Genomic DNA, 16856 nt, shown 5'->3' with positions numbered 1-16856 from the left:
TTTGCTTCGCCGCCGAACTTCTTCGACAGAACGGTTGCGATCGCTGCGGTCAGCGTGGTCTTGCCGTGGTCAACGTGGCCAATGGTGCCCACGTTCACGTGCGGCTTGGTCCGTTCGAACTTGCCTTTTGCCATTTTAGACTCCTAGATTTGATGAGAATGTCCAGGCAATGCGCCCGACTGATTGCTGACCTGCTGTAGCGATACAACTCAAATAACTGGTGCCCTTGACGTGGATTGAACACGTGGCCTCTCCCTTACCAAGGGAGTGCTCTACCACTGAGCTACAAGGGCATTTTTGCCGATTGCACAACAACCAAACATGCAACCGGACCAAAACTTGGAGCGGGTGAAGGGAATCGAACCCTCGTCTTAAGCTTGGAAGGCTTCAGCTCTACCATTGAGCTACACCCGCGAGGACCAACTTTTCACTTCACATCCGCCGCGACTTGGATCGCGAATTTGCTACAACTTCCCGGCCTAATGGTGGAGAGGGCTGGATTCGAACCAGCGTACTCGTAAGAGGGCAGATTTACAGTCTGCTGCCATTAACCACTCGGCCACCTCTCCGCGCAGGGAACTCAAAACTATAGAGGAACAACTTCGGGTTGTCAACTAAAAACAAGCAACGAGGCAAATATTTTTAATGACGGCTGAGAGTTGCTCTCAAGAATGAATCGCGACGTTTTTTCGAATCTTCAGGCTTTTTTTGTCTGCGACTCAACCGGCTTTTCATTCCAGGGCGCAATTCTAGGCAACATCAGCATTCCAGGCAAGGCCAGAACGAAGCAAATCAGAAAAAAATTTAACCAGCCTGTTTCCGCCACGATATATCCCACCGAGGAATTGACGAAAGTCCGGGGCACGGCCATCAGGCTGGTGAACAGCGCGAACTGGGTCGCCGTGTAGCGCGGATCGGTCTCGCGCATGATGTAGGCCACGAAGGCGGTCGTGCCCAGGCCGACGCCGAAGGCTTCCAGCCCGATCACCACCGCCAGCACCGGCAGGTCGGCGCCGACATGCGCCAGCCAGGCAAAACCCAGGATAGGGATGGCCTGCAGCACGCCAAACACCCACAGGCCGCGGTTGATGCCCAGCTTGACCATCCAGATCCCGCCGAGGATGCCACCGGCCACGCTGGCCCACAGGCTGGTGGTCTTGGAGACCACGCCGATCTCGGTCATCGAAAAGCCGAGGTCGATATAGAACTTGGTGGCCAGCGCCGTGGCCATGCTGTCGCCCAGCTTGTAGAGGAAGATGAAGCCCAGCACCCACAGCGCGTTGCCCCAGCCGCCGCGCGCGATGAATTCGCGAAACGGCAGCACCACCGCGTCACTCAGGCTCTTGGGCGGCGTGCCGTAGACCTTGGGCTCCTTCACCAGCAGCGAGCACAGCAGACCCGGCAGCATGAAGGCCGCGGTCACCCAGAACACGGTCGGCCACGGCATGCGGTCGGCCAACACCAGCGACAGCGCGCCGGGCACCATGCCGGAAAGCTTGTAGGCGTTGACGTGGATGGCGCTGCCCAGGCCCAGCTCTTCGTCGGGCAGGATCTCGCGACGGAAGGCGTCGATGGCGATGTCCTGGCTGGCCGAGAGGAAGGCCACGACCGAGGCCATGAAGGCGATCGCGCCCACCTCGGTCAGCGGATCGAGCATGCCCATGGCGCCGATGCCCAGGAACAGCAGCAGCTGCGTGAAGAACATCCAGCCGCGCCGGCGCCCCATGCGGCCGAAGTGGAAACGATCCATCAGCGGCGACCAGACGAACTTCCAGGTATAGGGGAACATCACCAGCGCGAACAGCCCGAGCGTCTTCACGTTCAGGCCCGACTTGGCCAGCCAGGCCTGCAGCAGCGACAGCAGGATGAACAGCGGCAGGCCGGAAGTGAAACCGAGGAAGACGCAGATCAGCATGCGCCGGTTGAGGTATTGACGCCAGGAAGCGGCGGGTGCGGTCATGGGCGGGCCGAAGAAATCAAGAAGACAAAAAGGAAAACGCCGGTGACCGGCGGACATGCCGCGGTCGGACCGGCGTTTTGCGGAGGATGGCGAGCGAGATGAAGACGCTGCGAAACGGTCACCGCGCTTATTTCTTGCGCAGCCTGAACACTGCCAGGCTGCCGCGCCAGTTGGGCAGGTAACGCACCGGCTTGCCGTCCTTGAGCGCCACGCATTCCAGCACTTCCAGCCCGACCTCGTTGGCCAGCGCCTCGAAATCCCTGATCGTGGCGCAGCGCAGGTTCGGCGTATCATACCACTGGTATGGCAGCGTCTTGGACACCGGCATGCGCCCCCGCAGCAGCGCTACCCGGTGCGGCCAGTAGGCGAAATTGGGGAAGGAAACCGTGGCCTCGCGCCCGACCCGCGCGATCTCGCGCAGCGTGCCCTCGACGTCCTTGACCATCTGCAGCGCCGACAGGCACAGCACGGTGTCGAAGGCGTTGTCCTCGAACATCGCCAGCCCGCCGTTCAAGTCCTGCTGGATCACCGACACGTTGCGCGCGACGCATTTCGGGATCTCGCCGTCGTCGATCTCCACGCCGTAGCCCACGCACTTCTTGTCGCTCTGCAGGTAATCCAGCATCACGCCGTCGCCGCACCCCAGGTCCAGCACATTGGATTGCTCGCGCACCCAATGCGCGATGAACGCCAGGTCCGGGCGCAGTTCGCTCAGTTCGTTGAAAGTCATGCGCGGCCCTCCTGCGCCAGTTCAGTCCAGATGCTTGCGTAATATTCCCGCACTACCTTCATATAGCGCTCGTCGTCCAGCAGGAAGGCGTCGTGCCCGTGCGGCGCGTCGATTTCGGCGTAGCTCACGCGGCGCTTGTTGGCCACCAGCGCCTGCACCATCTCGCGGCTGCGCTCCGGCGAGAAGCGCCAGTCGGTGGTGAAGGACACCAGCAGGAATTTGGCCCTGGTGCAGGCCAGCGCCTTGACCAGGTCTCCGCCGAACTCGCGCGCCGGGTCGAAGTAGTCGAGCGCCTTGGTGATCAGCAGATAGGTGTTGGCGTCGAAGTAGGTGGAGAACTTGTCGCCCTGGTAGCGCAGGTAGGACTCGATCTCGAAGTCGATGCCGTAGCCGAACTGGTAGTCGCCCGAGCGCAGGTCGCGGCCGAATTTCTCGGCCATGTCGTCGTCCGAGAGATAGGTGATGTGACCCACCATGCGCGCCACGCGCAGGCCGTTCTTCGGCACCACGCCGTGCGCGTAGAAGTCGCCGCCGTGGTATTGCGGATCGGTCAGGATGGCCTGACGCGCGACGTCGTTGAAGGCGATGTTCTGCGCCGACAGCTTGGGCGTGGAGGCGATCACCAGGCAATGGCGCAGGCGCTCCGGATACATGATGCTCCAGGCCAGCGCCTGCATGCCGCCCAGCGAGCCGCCCATCACCGCGGCGAACTGCGCGATGCCGAGGCGGTCGGCCAGGCGCGCCTGGGCGTTGACCCAGTCCTCCACCGTCACCACCGGGAAATCGGCGCCATAGGGCTTGCCGGTGGCCGGGTTGGCATGCATCGGCCCGGTCGAGCCGAAACAGGATCCCAGGTTGTTGACGCCGATGACGAAGAACTTGTCGGTGTCGAGCGACTTGCCGGGACCGACCATGTTGTCCCACCAGCCGACGTTGTCGGGTTCGCCGGCGTAGACGCCGGCCACGTGGTGCGATGCGTTCAGCGCATGGCACACCAGCACGGCGTTGGATTTGTCGGCATTGAGGGTGCCGTAGGTTTCATAGGTCAGCGAATAATCCGCCAGCGCGGCCCCTCCCTGCAGCGGGAGCGGCTCGGCGAAATGCATGACCTGGGGCGATACGATTCCGATCGACATGATGACTCTGCGTAAGTGGCAAGGCGCCCATGCCGCGCACGAGGGCGGCGCGGCAGGCGGTCGCTTCGCGCCGGCGAAGGCTGGACCATCGGCTGTGATCGGACAACAAAAAAGCCCGGAAGCATCGCTTGCGGGCTCGTCTTGGGGAGGGAAACTCGGACTCCAAGCTCGCTTTAGCCGCATTTAGATGGGATGACTCCCGGCGCCCGCAAGCTGAGGTTGGTTAAACCGTTCAAATCGGCGCAGTGGCATAAGAATACCCAAGTCGGGCAAACCCGTCAAACCGCATCCGGCCATGCCTGCCGCCGTCATCTGCAATGCACGAGGCCGCCCGCGGGCGGCCTCGTGCGACGGATTGCGGGGCACAGCTCAGCGGCGGCGCGCCACCTTGCTCTCCTTGACCTCTTGCTCCGAGGTCAGCGCCTGCAGCTGCGCCATCGCCGCGGCGATCGCCGCCGGTTCGCTGGCGCGCATCACCTTCTTCACCTGCGGCTCCAACAGGCGCAGGTCGCTGTTCAGGATTTCGTTCTTCACCGACAGTATCTGCGAAGGATGCATCGAGAACTCCAGCAAGCCCATGCCCAGCAACAGGCGCGTCCATTTGACGTCGCCCGCCATTTCGCCGCACACCGACACCGGAATGCCGGCCTTGCGGCCTTGCGAAATCACGGTCGAGAGCAGGAACAGCACGGCCGGGTGCAGCGGATCGTACAGGTGCGCCACCTCGTGGTCGACGCGGTCGATGGCCAGCGTGTACTGGATCAGGTCGTTGGTGCCGATGGAAAGGAAATCCAGGCGCTTGATGAACAGCGGCAAGGCCAGCGCCGCCGCCGGGATCTCGATCATGGCGCCGACCGGGATGTCTTCGTCGAACTTCTGCTTGCGCTCGCGCAGCTGCTGCTTGGCCTGCTCGATGATGTTGAGGGTCTGGTCGATCTCGAAGGCGTGCGCCATCATCGGGATCAGCAGCTTGATCGGGCCGAAGTGCGAGGCGCGCAGGATCGCGCGCAGCTGCGTCAGGAACATTTGCGGCTCGGACAGGCAATAGCGGATCGCGCGCAGCCCCAGCGCCGGGTTCAGCGCGGTCTCTTCATCCTCGTCCAGCGGCTTGTCGGCGCCCACGTCCAGCGTGCGGATGGTGACCGGCCGGCCTTTCATCGCGATCACGGCCTGCTTGTAGGACTCGAACTGCTCGTCCTCGGACGGGAATTTTTCCAGGTGCCCGGCGCGCCCCATGAACAGGAACTCGGAACGGAACAGGCCGATGCCCATCGCCCCCGCCTCCCAGGCGTTGGCCGCGTCGGCCGGCAGCTCGATGTTGGCCACCAGGCTGATCAGCTCGCCGTCCTGCGTGATGGCCGGGGTCTTCTTCAGGCGCGAGAGTTTCTTGCGCTCACGCAGCAGCCGCTCCTGGCGCGCGCGATACTGCGCCAGCACCAGCGGCGAAGGATCGACGATCACCACGCCGGCATCGCCGTCGATGATCAGCAGGTCGTCGTGCTTCACCAGTGCCGAGGCGTTGTGCATGCCGACCGCGGCCGGGATGTCCAGGCTGCGGGCGACGATGGCGGTGTGCGAATTGGGGCCGCCCAGATCGGTGACGAAACCGGCGAAGGCGCTGTCGCGGAACTGCAGCATGTCGGCCGGCGAGATGTCGTGCGCCACCACGATGATGTTGGCGGCGGCTTCGCCGGTGGGCGGCAGGTGGATGGCGCTGCCGGTCAGCACCTTCAGGATGCGTTCGCCGACCTGCTGGATGTCGGCCTTGCGCTCGCGCAGGTAGGGATCCTCGATCTCGTCGAACTGCGCCGACAACTCATCGATCTGGGTCACCAGCGCCCATTCGGCGTTGTAGGCGCGATGCCGGATGATGTTGAGCGGCACCTCCGAGAGCATCGGATCCGACAGGATCAGCGAGTGCACGTCGATGAAGGCGCCCAGTTCGGCCGGCGCGTCCTTGGGAAGATCGGTGCGGATCGTGTGCAGTTCTTCGTGCACGGCCTTGATGGCGCTCTTGAGGCGCTCGATCTCAGCCTCGACCTGCTCGTCGGCGATCAGGTAATGTTTGACGTCCAGTGCGGCCGGCGCCATCAAGTGCGCGCGTCCGATGGCGATGCCTTGCGACACCGCGATTCCATGCAAGCTGAAAGAAGCCATCGCGTTATCTCCTGCCTCGTTTTTATATTCCGCCGTATTCCGGTCGCGGTAGCTTGAAGGAAGTTACCGAACAAATAGCGGTTTGGCAATCGCGGCAACCGCGGATCGACGCGAAATCAGGCGGGATGGAGAAACGGGCAGTCCTCGTGAAAGTGGGTACGGGCGCGCATCAGGCGCTGCGCCCTGCGCATTCCCGTCGCAAGAAGCGTTCCAGCCGGCCGCCGATGCTGCAACGCAATGCGGCGCACCGGCGAAGGGAAAGCCTTACTGGCCTTCGCCGAACTTGTCGGCGATCAGGGCTTCCAGTGCGGCGAAGCATTCCTGCTCGTCCTCGCCGTTGGTTTCCAGGGTGATCACGCTGCCCTTGCCGGCGGCCAGCATCATCACGCCCATGATGGACTTGGCGTTGACGCGGCGCTTGTTGAAGGTCATCCAGACTTCGCTCTTGAATTTGCCGGCGAGCTGGGTGAATTTGGCGGAGGCGCGCGCATGCAGGCCGAGCTTGTTGACGATCTCTAGTTCTTTTTGAATCATTTTTCAGCTTTCGTTTTTATGTCTTTGCCCGGTGTCGTGCATCGCCGGCCGTCAGGCCGATGCCGCCACGCGGATGCGGTTGTCGATGCGCACCGCGCCGTTCTGTCCGCCGGCCAGCGCCATCTCCACCACCACGTCGAGGGTGTCGTTGCGATAGGTCAGCGCGCGCAGCAGCATGGGCAGGCTGATGCCGGCGATGACCGAGACGTTTTCCAGGCCGCACAGGAAACCCGTACAGTTGGAAGGCGTGCCGCCCATGACGTCGGTGATCACCAGAACGCCGCTGCCGTCGTCGAGGCGCTTGACCGCCTCGATCGCCAGTTTTTGCACATCCGCCGGATTCTGGTCGGCGATCACGTCGATCGCTTCAATCCGTTCGGGCCGGCCGCGGAACACATGCGTTGCGGCATCCAGGAAAGCTTGCCCCAGCGGGGCGTGCGTCAAAAGAAGAATACCAACCATGAAATTGTTGCCACCTGTTGCGACGCGCTTTTCCCCGAGCAGCCCGTCATGCTCCACCGAACCCATTGCACCCATTATGCGCTTGCACCCACGGCCGCTTCCAGCGCGTCGACAAACATCGCCGCCACGTCGAAACCGGTCTGCTGGGTAATTTCCTGGAAGCAGGTCGGGCTGGTCACATTGATCTCCGTGAGATAGTCGCCGATCGCATCCAGGCCGACCAGCAACAATCCACGCTCGTACAGCACAGGCGCCAGCGCCTGGCCGATTTCCAAATCTCGCTCCGAAGCCGGCTGAGCTTTGCCCAGGCCGCCGGCGGCCAGGTTGCCGCGCACTTCATTGCCCTGCGGAATGCGCGCCAGCACGTTGGGCACGACCTTGCCGCCGATCAGCAGGATGCGCTTGTCGCCGGCGCTGATCTGAGGAATGAAACGCTGCGCCATGATCGTGCGTTGACCGTTGTCGGTCAGGGTCTCGATGATGGAGCCCAGGTTCATGCCGTCGGCCTTGACCCGGAAGATGCCCATGCCGCCCATGCCGTCCAGCGGCTTGAGGATCACATCCTGGTGCTCGGCGTGGAAGGCGCGCAGGCGCTTGTCGTCGCGCGTGACCAGCGTGGGCGCGGTGTATTGCGGGAACTGGGCGATGGCCAGCTTCTCGTTGTGGCTGCGGATCGCCGCCGGCTTGTTGTACACGCGCGCGCCCTGCTTTTCGGCCAGCTCCAGCAGGTAGGTCGTGTAGATGTACTCCATGTCGAACGGCGGATCCTTGCGCACGATCACGGCGTCGAATTCGGACAGGAAGCTCGACGCCGGCTTGTCGGCGCGATACCAGTCGTCGGCGTCGCCGGTCAGCGTCACCTTGAAGGCGTTGGCGGTCACCAGTCCGCTCTCCAGCACCAGGTCGGCCTGCTCGAAGGCGTAGATGGCGTGACCGCGGCGTGCGGCCTCGCGCATCATGGCGAAGGTGGAATCCTTGTACGTCTTGAACGTATCGAGCGGATCGGCGAGGAAAGCGATTTTCATGTGGCTGGGGTCCTGTTGAGCCTGGCGGGCTCGCGGTTAATATACTTCCGGGTTGGGGTCGGTCTTTTCCATCTCCAGCGACGCGGCCAGCAAGGCCAGGCGCGCCACCACCCCGTACATGTAGAAACGGTTGGGCGCGGCGGTGCCGGGCTTGGCGTGCATGTCGGGCAGCGCGTGCTGCTGGGCGAAGGCCAGCGGCACGAAGTGCGCGCCGGGAGCGTTCAGGTTCTCGTTGACGTCGCGGTCGGCGTGCACGCGGTAGAAGCCGCCCACCACATAGCGGTCGATCATGTAGACCACCGGCTCGGCCACGGCCTCGTTGATGCGCTCGAAGGAGTGCACGCCTTCCTGCACGATCACTTCCGACACCTCCAGGCCTTCCTTGCCGGCCACCATCTTCGTGCGCTGCTTGCGGTTGAGGTCCTTGATCTCGCTGGCGTCCTTGACGGTCATGATGCCCATGCCGTAGGTGCCGGCGTTGGCCTTGACGAAGACGAAGGGCTGCTCCTTGATGCCGTATTCCTTGTACTTCTTGCGGATCTTCGACAGCAGCGAGGAGACGCTGTCGGCCAGCGCGTCGGTGCCGGTGTTTTCCTGGAAATCGATGTCGCCGACCTTGGCGAACATGGGATTGAGCATCCAGGGGTCGACTTCGACCATCTTGGCGAATTTCTTGACCACCTCGTCATAGGCGGCGAAGTGGTTATTCTTGCGGCGCAGCGCCCAGCCCGCGTGCAGCGGCGGCAGCACGCTCTGCTCGTGCAGGCCTTCCAGCACCGAGGGCACGCCGATGGACAGGTCGTTGTTGAGCAGCACGGTACAGGGGTCGAAGTTCTTCAGCCCCAGGCGGCGGCCGTTGGACGAGCGTTCCAGCGGCTCCAGCGTGATGCTGGTGCCGTCCGGCAACTCGATGTCCTTGGGCTTGGTGATCTCCGGCGCCAGCGTGCCCAGGCGCACGTTCAGGCCGGTCTGGCGGAAGATCTGCATCAGCCGCCCGATGTTTTGCAGGTAGAAGGTGTTGCCGGTGTGGTTTTCCGGGATCAGCAGCAGGTTGCGTGCATCCGGGCAATATTTCTCGATCGCCGCCATCGCCGCCTGCACCGCCAGCGGCAGCATCTCAGGGGAGAGGTTGTTGAAGCCGCCCGGGAACAGGTTGGTGTCCACCGGGGCCAGCTTGAAACCGGCGTTGCGCAGGTCGACCGAGCAATAGAACGGCGGCGTGTGCTCCTGCCATTCCATGCGGAACCAGCGTTCGATGGCCGGCGTGGCGCCCAGGATTTTCTTCTCCAGCTCCAGCAGGGGACCATTCAGAGCGGTGACGAGATGCGGGACCATAAAAGACCTTAACGATATGTAAATGCCGGCAGCGAACGATGATTTTAGCGGATTCCTGAAATCGTGTTGCAACGCGCAAGACGGCCGTGTTGCCATTTGGGGAAATCGTTTACCCGGTCCGGGTCGCTGCAAGGCCGGAGTTCGGATGTTCCAGATGGCGACCGTCGCGCTTTTTTAAAGAGCCCGAGTCAAATAGTCGGGAATAGTTTTCCGCAACGCCCATTGCCATATGAACAATATAGGCGATAAAAAAGGCGCCCCGAAGGGCGCCTTTGAAAGAGGCCGTTGCCGGCCCCGAAGGAATAAGACTCTGTTGCTGCGGATCAGTGGTAGGCCGATTCGCCGTGGCTGGAGATGTCCAGGCCTTCGCGCTCTTCCTCTTCGGTCACACGCAGGCCGATGACCACGTCGACGATCTTGTAGGCGATGAAGGAGATCACGCCCGACACGATCAAGGTGGTCAGCACGCCCTGGAACTGGATCCAGACCTGGCCGCCGATCGAGTAGTCCGGGGACACTGCGTTGGCGACGTAGTCGTAGATGCCGGTGCCGCCCAGGCTCGGCGCAGCGAACACGCCGGTCAGGATGGCGCCCAGGATGCCGCCCACGCCGTGCACGCCGAACACGTCCAGCGCATCGTCGGAACCCAGCAGCTTCTTGAGGCCGGTAACGCCCCACAGGCACAGCAGGCCGGCGATCAGGCCCATGACGACCGCGCCGATCACGCCGACGAAGCCGGCTGCCGGGGTGATGGCCACCAGGCCGGCGACAGCGCCGGAAGCAGCACCCAGCATCGAGGGCTTGCCCTTGCCGATCCATTCGCCGAAGCTCCAGGACAGGACGGCGGCAGCGGTTGCCAGGATGGTGTTGACGAAGGCCAGAGCGGCGCCGCCGTTGGCTTCCAGGCCGGAGCCGGCGTTGAAGCCGAACCAGCCGAACCACAGCAGCGAAGCGCCGACCATGGTCAGGGTCAGGCTATGCGGCTTGAAGGCTTCCTTGCCGAAACCGACGCGCTTGCCGATCACGTAGGAACCGACCAGGCCGGCCACGGCTGCGTTGATGTGCACCACGGTGCCGCCGGCATAGTCCAGCGCGCCCTTCTGGAACAGCCAACCCGAGATCGCGGTCGCCTTTTCAGCGGCAGCGGCGTCGGTGAAGGCGTCCGGACCAGGCCAGAACCAGACCATGTGAGCCATCGGCAGGTACGAGAAGGTGAACCACAGGATCGAGAACAGGATCACGGCGGAGAACTTCACGCGCTCGGCGAAGGAGCCGATGATCAGCGCCACGGTGATGGCAGCGAACGCGCCCTGGAAGGCCACGAACACCAGCTCCGGAATCACCACGCCCTTGCTGAAGGTGCCGGTGGTCGAATCGCCGTTCAGGCCGTGCAGGAACAGGCGATCGAAGCCGCCGAAGAATGCTCCGCCTTCGGTGAACGCGATGCTGTAGCCGTACACGAACCACAGGATGTAGATCAGCGAGAAGATCATGAAGCACTGCATCAGCACCGACAGCATGTTCTTGCTGCGGACCAGGCCGCCGTAGAACAGGCCCAGGCCCGGCAGGGTCATGAGGATCACGAATGCGGTGCAGACCAGCATCCATGCGGTGTCGCCCTTGTTGGGCACGGGTGCGGGAGCCGCTGCGGCTGCGGCCGGAGCGGCGGGCGCCGCTGCTGCAGGCGCGGCGTCAGCCTTGGGGGCTTCGGCCTTCGGTGCTTCGGCGGCAGCCGGTGCGGCGGCGGTGGCCGCGGCGGCTTCAGGCTTGGGCGCGTCCTGCGCCTGGGCCGGAGCGGTAAAACCTACCGCCAACAGCAGAGCGCCGATGGCGAAGGCGCTGGAAAACATTTTCTTCATGCTCATTAGAATTCCCCTTTTTTTACAGAGCGTCTTTGCCGGTTTCGCCGGTACGGATACGGATCACGTCCAACAGGTCCTGGACGAAGATCTTGCCGTCGCCGATCTTGCCGGTGCGGGCGGCCGTCTCGATAGCCTCCAGCGCGCGCTCGACGATGGCGTCGTCGACCGCTGCTTCGATCTTGGTCTTGGGCAGGAAATCGACCACATACTCGGCGCCGCGATACAGCTCGGTGTGGCCTTTCTGACGGCCGAAGCCCTTGACTTCGGTCACGGTGATGCCTTGCACACCGATCGCCGAGAGGGCTTCACGCACCTCGTCGAGCTTGAACGGTTTGATGATCGCTGTGATCAGTTTCATACGAACCTCTTGTTAGAAAGTTTTGCTGATGGAGACGACAACGCCGCCCTTGCCGACGTTCTTGGCGCCGTCGGACGTCGGGGTCACGTTCACACCGTCTTTCAGGTCGGTGCCGACGTATGCCACGCCCAGGGTGATGCCGGCGGCTTCTTCAAAGGTCTTCGACAGGCCGATCTTCCAGTCGGTGTAGCTGTACTGGCTGTTGGACACGCCGTTGGTGCTGCCCTTGACGGTCTGGTGGCCCAGGTGCAGGCCCAGCATCACGCCGTAGAAGGTCTCGATGTTGGCGCCCAGGTCGAAGTACTGGCTGTTCTTGCTGTCGACGGTGCCAAACAGGTTGGTCAGCGCGTGCGAGTACTTGAAGTAGGCCGGGCCGTAGCCGATCTGGCCGTACAGTTCGAAGGTGTTGGCGTTCTTGGCGCCGCTGTTGGCCAGCGTGTTGCCCGGGTAGTAGTAGTACAGGCCGCCGACGTCATAGGTGAAGCCGCCGCCGATGTCGCCGCGCTTGCCGCCGTAGATATCCCACTCGATATCACCCTTGGTGCTGGTGCCGGTGTTGGTGCCGGCATCCTTGATCCACTTGATGTTGGTCAGCCAGGTGCCTGCGTACAGGCCGGTCGGGTTGTGCGTATAGTCTGCGCCAACTTGCAATGCCGGATCGAAGCGGGTCTGGGTCAGGCCGCGGTAACGGTAGTCGTTCACGACTGCGGCGTTGAAGCTGAATTCGTTGTCCGGCTTGGCGTCTTCGGCGCGTGCGACGGTCGAAACGAACGATGCTGCGATGGCTGTTGCAAGAATCAGTTTCTTCATGACTTTCCCTCTGGTTTGTTTGTTGAACAATAAAAGTCGTTTTTTGTGTTTTGCTCAAACCATGTAGCAGGAGCCGTGCCATGTCCTTCCGGCATGACAAACGGGACTTTTCCAGAGAAACAAGACTTCTCAACCGATTTTTTTCGGGATATAGACCAAAATAGTGCACAACGACCGCAATGGCACGAAATTGGTGCGAAATTTATTGTTTAACAACAATCTTTCTTCCCCAACGGCAAACACATTTTGGTGCGCAAGGGTGCTGCGGCCGGTCGATTCACCAAGTCGGCCCATTTCCCTTCCAACAGCCTTCATCGTCCGAAGGGGCACATTCCCGCCGGGATGCGGTCTCAATCGTCGGAAGCCGGTGTGATGCGGAGTTTATGTATTACCGTGAAACGGCTAAACTTGACGCCACAGCAACCCGCCAGGAGATCCGCCATGGACAAGCCCCAATTCTTTGAAGACCTGCAATCCAAACTCAACAAGGCAATCGAAAACTCACCGGCCAAGGACATCGAAAAGAACGTCAAGGCCATGCTGAGCCAGGGTTTCGCCAAGCTCGACCTGGTCACGCGCGAGGAATTCGACGTCCAGGCCCAGGTACTGGCCAAGACCCGCGCCCGCCTGGAAGCGCTGGAAGCGCGTGTTGCCGAGCTGGAAGCTCTGCAAAAACAGACGCAATGATCCCGACGCCCAAACACGCCCTCTACTTTTCCCCTCCCGAACACGCCGACCGACAGCCGGGCTCGCCGACATGAGCCTGGCCGTCCTGCGCAGCCGCGCGCTGGCCGGCATGCGCGCCCCGCCGGTCACGGTGGAAGTCCACCTGGCCAACGGCCTGCCTTCCTTCACCATCGTCGGCCTGCCCGAAGCCGAGGTGAAGGAAGCCAAGGACCGGGTGCGCGCCGCACTGCAAAACGCCCGCTTCGAATTCCCCTCCCGCCGCATTACCGTCAACCTGGCCCCGGCCGACCTGCCCAAGGAGTCCGGGCGCTTCGACCTGCCCATCGCGCTGGGCATCCTGGCCGCGTCGGACCAGATCCCGGGCGACAGCTTCGACCAATATGAATTCGCCGGGGAGCTCTCGCTCTCCGGCGAGCTGCGCCCGATCCGCGGCGCGCTGGCGATGACTTATGCCATGTACCGCAGCGGGGACGATGCGCAAACCCGGCGCGGCTTCATCCTGCCCGCGGCCAACGCCGACGAAGCCGCGCTGGTGACCAACGCCAGCGTGCTGCCGGCGCGCTCGCTGCTGGATGTATGCACCCACTTCGCCACGCGCGATCCCCAGGGCAAACTCGCCCGCCACTGCGCCAAACGCGGCGACTCGCCGCTCGCGTGGCCCGACTTCAGTGACGTCAAGGGGCAGCTGCAGGCCAAACGGGCACTGGAAATCGCCGCCGCCGGCGGCCACAGCGCCTTGCTGATGGGGCCGCCCGGCACCGGCAAATCGATGCTGGCCTCGCGCCTGCCGGGCATCCTGCCGCCGATGAGCGACGAGCAGGCGCTGGAAGCGGCCGCGGTGCAATCGCTGGGCGCCGGCTTCGACGCCGCCCGCTGGAAGCAGCGCCCGTATCGCGCCCCGCACCACACGGCGTCCGCGGTAGCGCTGGTCGGCGGCGGCAGCACGCCGCGCCCGGGCGAGGTCTCCCTGGCGCACCATGGCATCCTGTTCCTGGACGAATTGCCGGAGTACAGCCGGCACGTGCTCGAAGTACTGCGCGAGCCGCTGGAGTCCGGCTGCATCACCATCTCGCGGGCGGCGCGGCAGGCGGAGTTTCCCGCGCGCTTCCAGCTGATCGCCGCGATGAATCCTTGCCCCTGCGGCTACTACGGCGATGACAGCGGACGCTGCCGCTGCTCGCCCGATATCATCGCGCGCTACCAGGGACGCATCTCCGGCCCGCTTCTCGACCGCATCGACCTGCAGGTCATGGTGGGCGCGCTGCCGGCGTCCGAACTGGCCGATGCCGCGCCGGGAGAAGCGTCGGCCGCAGTGGCGCTGCGCGCCGCCCAAGCCCATGAGCGCCAGCTGCAGCGCCAGGGCAAATGCAACAGCCGGCTGGGGCCGCAGGAGATCGACCTCCACTGCCGCCCGGAAAAAGCCGGGGAGGACCTGCTGCGTGCAGCCATGGCCAGGCTCAACTGGTCGGCGCGCGCCTATCACCGGGTATTGAAGGTGGCGCGCACCATCGCCGACCTCGGCGGTTCAGCGTCCGTGCAGCAGGCGCATATCGCGGAGGCGATCCAGTACCGGCGCGCGTTGCGGCAGCCCTGAGCGCGCACCGCGCGGCGATCTCCAAAGCGGTCATATTGAAAGGGCGGATCCCCGGTCGATTTGCCATGCGCCGGATGCGGCCTTAAAAAATCAGGGCGGACTACCGGCAACGGCAGCCCGCCCTTCTTCATCGTTCGACGGCTGAGCCGGCGACACCGCCTCAACGCGTAGGCAGCACCCGCCTTGCCACCGACCACAGGATCAGCAGGAAGGCCAGCAGGCCGAGCCACTGGCCGATGCCTTCGAAACCGGCCGACGCCAGCGCCAGCGGCGCGTCCTTGCCGGTGAATCCGATCACCGCCGCCAGCAGCACGCCCACCAGGCTCTCGCCGACGATCAGCCCCGACGCGATCAGGATGCCGCGCTGGCGCGGTTTTTCGGCATAGGCATCGACATCCTTCCCGGCCGCGCGGGCGCGCCTGGCCAGGGCGCGGTCGATCAGCCAGCCCAGCGCGGCGCCGAAGAACAGCGCCATGCTCACCACCGGCGGCAGATAGATGCCGATACCCACGGCCAGCACCGGCAGGCGCGCCTTGCCGCCGCGCTTCTCCAGCAGCCAGTCGATGATGATCAGCACGATCCCCAGGCCCACGCCGATGACCAGCATGGTCCAGTTCAGCTCGCGGGTGAAGATGCCGGTGGCGATCGCCGTCATCAGCGTGGCCTGCGGCGCGGCCAGCGCCTGGGCGGCGTCCATGCCTTCGCGCGGCAGCGCGCCGGTGAAGCCGTAGGCGTTGTAGAGCAGGTTCAGCACCGGCGGGATGATGGCCGCGCCCACCGCGCAGCCCACCAGCAGCGCCACCTGCTGGCGCCAGGGCGTGGCGCCGACCAGCTGGCCGGTCTTGAGATCCTGCAGGTTGTCGTTGGCGATGGCCGCGACCGCGATGATGGCGGCCGTGACGAACAGCGCGATGGCGATGGCCAGCTTGCCGCCCTGGGGCGTCGCCAGCAGCGGATCGACCGCGCCGGAGGCCAGCAGCAGCAGCGACACCAGGATCACCGCGACGATGCCGATGCCCGAGATCGGGCTGGAAGAGGAGCCGATCAACCCCGCCATGTAACCGCAGGCGGCCGCCACCAGGAACCCGAAGATGAAGGCGAACGTCACCGCGTAGACGATCAGCCCGGCAAACAAGGCCGGCGACACCGGCGCATCGGCCAGGAAGGACGCGAACACCACGGCCAGCAGCGCGATCATGGCCAGGCTGATAGCGATGATCCAGGCCGGCGGCATGTCGCGGTCGGTGCGTTCGCCGCTGCCCTGCTGGCGGCGCGAGAAGGTCGACAGCGACGCCTTGACGCCATCCATCATCGGCACAAACAGCGTGGCCAGCGTCCAGACCGCCGCCACGCCGATCATGCCGGCGCCGATGAAGCGGACCTGCTTGCTCCAGATGCCGTTGGCGAAGGCGGAAATGGCGACGCCGGCCTCATGCGGCGTGACGGCCGTGAGATAGGGCACCGCGATGCCCCAGGCGATCACGAAACCGATCAGGATCGCAATGCCGGAGACGATGCCGATCATGTAGCCGGCCCCCACCAGCGCCAGCGAAAAGCCCACCGTCAGGCGCAGCACCGAGGCGCCGGCGGAGAACCACAGGCTCATGTTCTCGGCGAAGATCTTGAAGCCGCCGGCCACCAGGCTGAAACCGGCCGACAGCGCGCCGCCGAACAGGATGTCGCGCAAGCCGCGCCGGGTTTCCTCACCGCCGTCGGCGTCGGCGCTGCCCACGCGCAGAATCTCGGCGGCGGCCACGCCCTCGGGATAGGGAAGCTCGCCCTGCACCACCATCACGCGCCGCAACGGAATCGAGAACATCACGCCCAGCATGCCGCCGGCGGCGCAGATGCCCACCGTCTGCCAGAACGGAAAGCCATGCCAGTGCCCCATCATCACCAGCCCGGGCAGGATGAAGATGATCGACGACAGCGTGCCGGCCGCCGAGGCCTGGGTCTGCACCATGTTGTTTTCGAGGATGTTGGCGCCGGAGAACAGGCGCAGCACCGCCATCGAGATCACCGCCGCCGGAATCGCCGAGGAAAACGTCAGCCCCACCTTCAGCCCGAGATAGACGTTCGATGCCGTGAAGACCACCGTGATCAGCGCCCCCAGCACGATGCCCCGCAGGGTCAATTCAGGCAGGCCGGCCTGGTTGTCGTTATGCATGTGCGGTCCTTTGTTTATTGGAATGCGTTCTTATACCGC

15 protein-coding genes and 3 tRNA genes are annotated in these 16856 nt (G+C 63.9%); 2 read left to right on the top strand and 16 right to left on the bottom strand.

The window, feature by feature from the left end:
- The 15 genes from CEJ42_RS22840 to CEJ42_RS22770 form a co-directional block, all read right to left on the bottom strand.
- Nucleotides 1–134: GTP-binding protein (locus tag CEJ42_RS22840; protein WP_243397932.1), on the bottom strand; the 134-nt coding region annotated here is incomplete at its 3' end.
- An 84-nt stretch (nt 135–218) separates the two neighbouring features.
- Nucleotides 219–293: transfer RNA gene (locus CEJ42_RS22835), tRNA-Thr, on the bottom strand.
- A 47-nt stretch (nt 294–340) separates the two neighbouring features.
- Nucleotides 341–414, bottom strand: a tRNA-Gly gene (locus tag CEJ42_RS22830).
- 69 nt (nt 415–483) lie between these two features.
- Nucleotides 484–569: transfer RNA gene (locus CEJ42_RS22825), tRNA-Tyr, on the bottom strand.
- A 128-nt stretch (nt 570–697) separates the two neighbouring features.
- Nucleotides 698–1960: an AmpG family muropeptide MFS transporter gene (locus tag CEJ42_RS22820; protein ID WP_088752653.1), complete on the bottom strand. Its 1263-nt coding sequence runs from the start codon at nt 1958–1960 to the stop codon at nt 698–700.
- 127 nt (nt 1961–2087) lie between these two features.
- Complete coding sequence (metW, locus tag CEJ42_RS22815) at nt 2088–2690, bottom strand: methionine biosynthesis protein MetW (RefSeq protein WP_088752652.1); 603 nt, start codon at nt 2688–2690, stop codon at nt 2088–2090.
- Entirely contained in the window at nt 2687–3826 is a 1140-nt protein-coding gene (metX, locus tag CEJ42_RS22810; protein WP_088752651.1) for a homoserine O-succinyltransferase MetX, read from the bottom strand. The genes metW and metX overlap by 4 nt, the downstream gene beginning before the upstream one ends.
- Nucleotides 3827–4195: 369 nt before the next feature.
- The gene (gene ptsP / locus CEJ42_RS22805) at nt 4196–5983 is read right to left on the bottom strand and encodes a phosphoenolpyruvate--protein phosphotransferase (RefSeq protein ID WP_079217296.1); all 1788 of its coding nucleotides are present in this window, start codon (nt 5981–5983) and stop codon (nt 4196–4198) included.
- 264 nt (nt 5984–6247) lie between these two features.
- The gene (locus CEJ42_RS22800; protein WP_079217297.1) at nt 6248–6517 is read right to left on the bottom strand and encodes an HPr family phosphocarrier protein; all 270 of its coding nucleotides are present in this window, start codon (nt 6515–6517) and stop codon (nt 6248–6250) included.
- 51 nt (nt 6518–6568) lie between these two features.
- The gene (locus CEJ42_RS22795; protein ID WP_175354926.1) at nt 6569–6979 is read right to left on the bottom strand and encodes a PTS sugar transporter subunit IIA; all 411 of its coding nucleotides are present in this window, start codon (nt 6977–6979) and stop codon (nt 6569–6571) included.
- Nucleotides 6980–7053: 74 nt separating this feature from the next.
- Nucleotides 7054–8004, bottom strand: a complete 951-nt coding sequence (gene gshB, locus CEJ42_RS22790) for a glutathione synthase (RefSeq protein ID WP_079217299.1) — start codon at nt 8002–8004, stop codon at nt 7054–7056.
- A 36-nt stretch (nt 8005–8040) separates the two neighbouring features.
- A complete protein-coding gene (gene gshA, locus CEJ42_RS22785; protein WP_079217300.1) occupies nt 8041–9339 on the bottom strand; it encodes a glutamate--cysteine ligase in 1299 nt (432 codons plus the stop codon).
- 323 nt (nt 9340–9662) lie between these two features.
- Entirely contained in the window at nt 9663–11204 is a 1542-nt protein-coding gene (locus CEJ42_RS22780) for an ammonium transporter (protein ID WP_088752650.1), read from the bottom strand.
- A gap of 16 nt (nt 11205–11220) precedes the next feature.
- The gene (locus CEJ42_RS22775) at nt 11221–11559 is read right to left on the bottom strand and encodes a P-II family nitrogen regulator (RefSeq protein ID WP_006713297.1); all 339 of its coding nucleotides are present in this window, start codon (nt 11557–11559) and stop codon (nt 11221–11223) included.
- 12 nt (nt 11560–11571) lie between these two features.
- Nucleotides 11572–12369 carry a TorF family putative porin gene (locus tag CEJ42_RS22770; protein WP_079217302.1) on the bottom strand — a complete coding sequence of 266 codons (798 nt, stop codon included), beginning with the start codon at nt 12367–12369 and terminating at the stop codon, nt 11572–11574.
- 441 nt (nt 12370–12810) lie between these two features.
- Here CEJ42_RS22770 and CEJ42_RS22765 point away from each other — a divergent pair, with 441 nt between their 5' ends.
- Together CEJ42_RS22765 and CEJ42_RS22760 are read left to right on the top strand one after the other, a co-directional pair.
- Complete coding sequence (locus CEJ42_RS22765; protein ID WP_079217303.1) at nt 12811–13056, top strand: accessory factor UbiK family protein; 246 nt, start codon at nt 12811–12813, stop codon at nt 13054–13056.
- A 70-nt stretch (nt 13057–13126) separates the two neighbouring features.
- On the top strand, nt 13127–14650 hold the full coding sequence (locus tag CEJ42_RS22760; RefSeq protein ID WP_088752649.1) for a YifB family Mg chelatase-like AAA ATPase: 1524 nt from the start codon (nt 13127–13129) through the stop codon (nt 14648–14650).
- A 160-nt stretch (nt 14651–14810) separates the two neighbouring features.
- Here the strand turns inward: CEJ42_RS22760 and CEJ42_RS22755 are convergent, their stop codons facing one another.
- Entirely contained in the window at nt 14811–16817 is a 2007-nt protein-coding gene (locus CEJ42_RS22755) for an OPT family oligopeptide transporter (RefSeq protein WP_088752648.1), read from the bottom strand.
- Nucleotides 16818–16856: the final 39 nt, after the last annotated feature.

Origin of the sequence: Herbaspirillum robiniae, from assembly GCF_002213415.1 — a bacterium.
Taxonomy (GTDB): domain Bacteria; phylum Pseudomonadota; class Gammaproteobacteria; order Burkholderiales; family Burkholderiaceae_D; genus Herbaspirillum; species Herbaspirillum robiniae.
Note: the sequence above shows the minus strand (reverse complement) of the source record. Positions and strands in the feature narration are given on the sequence as shown.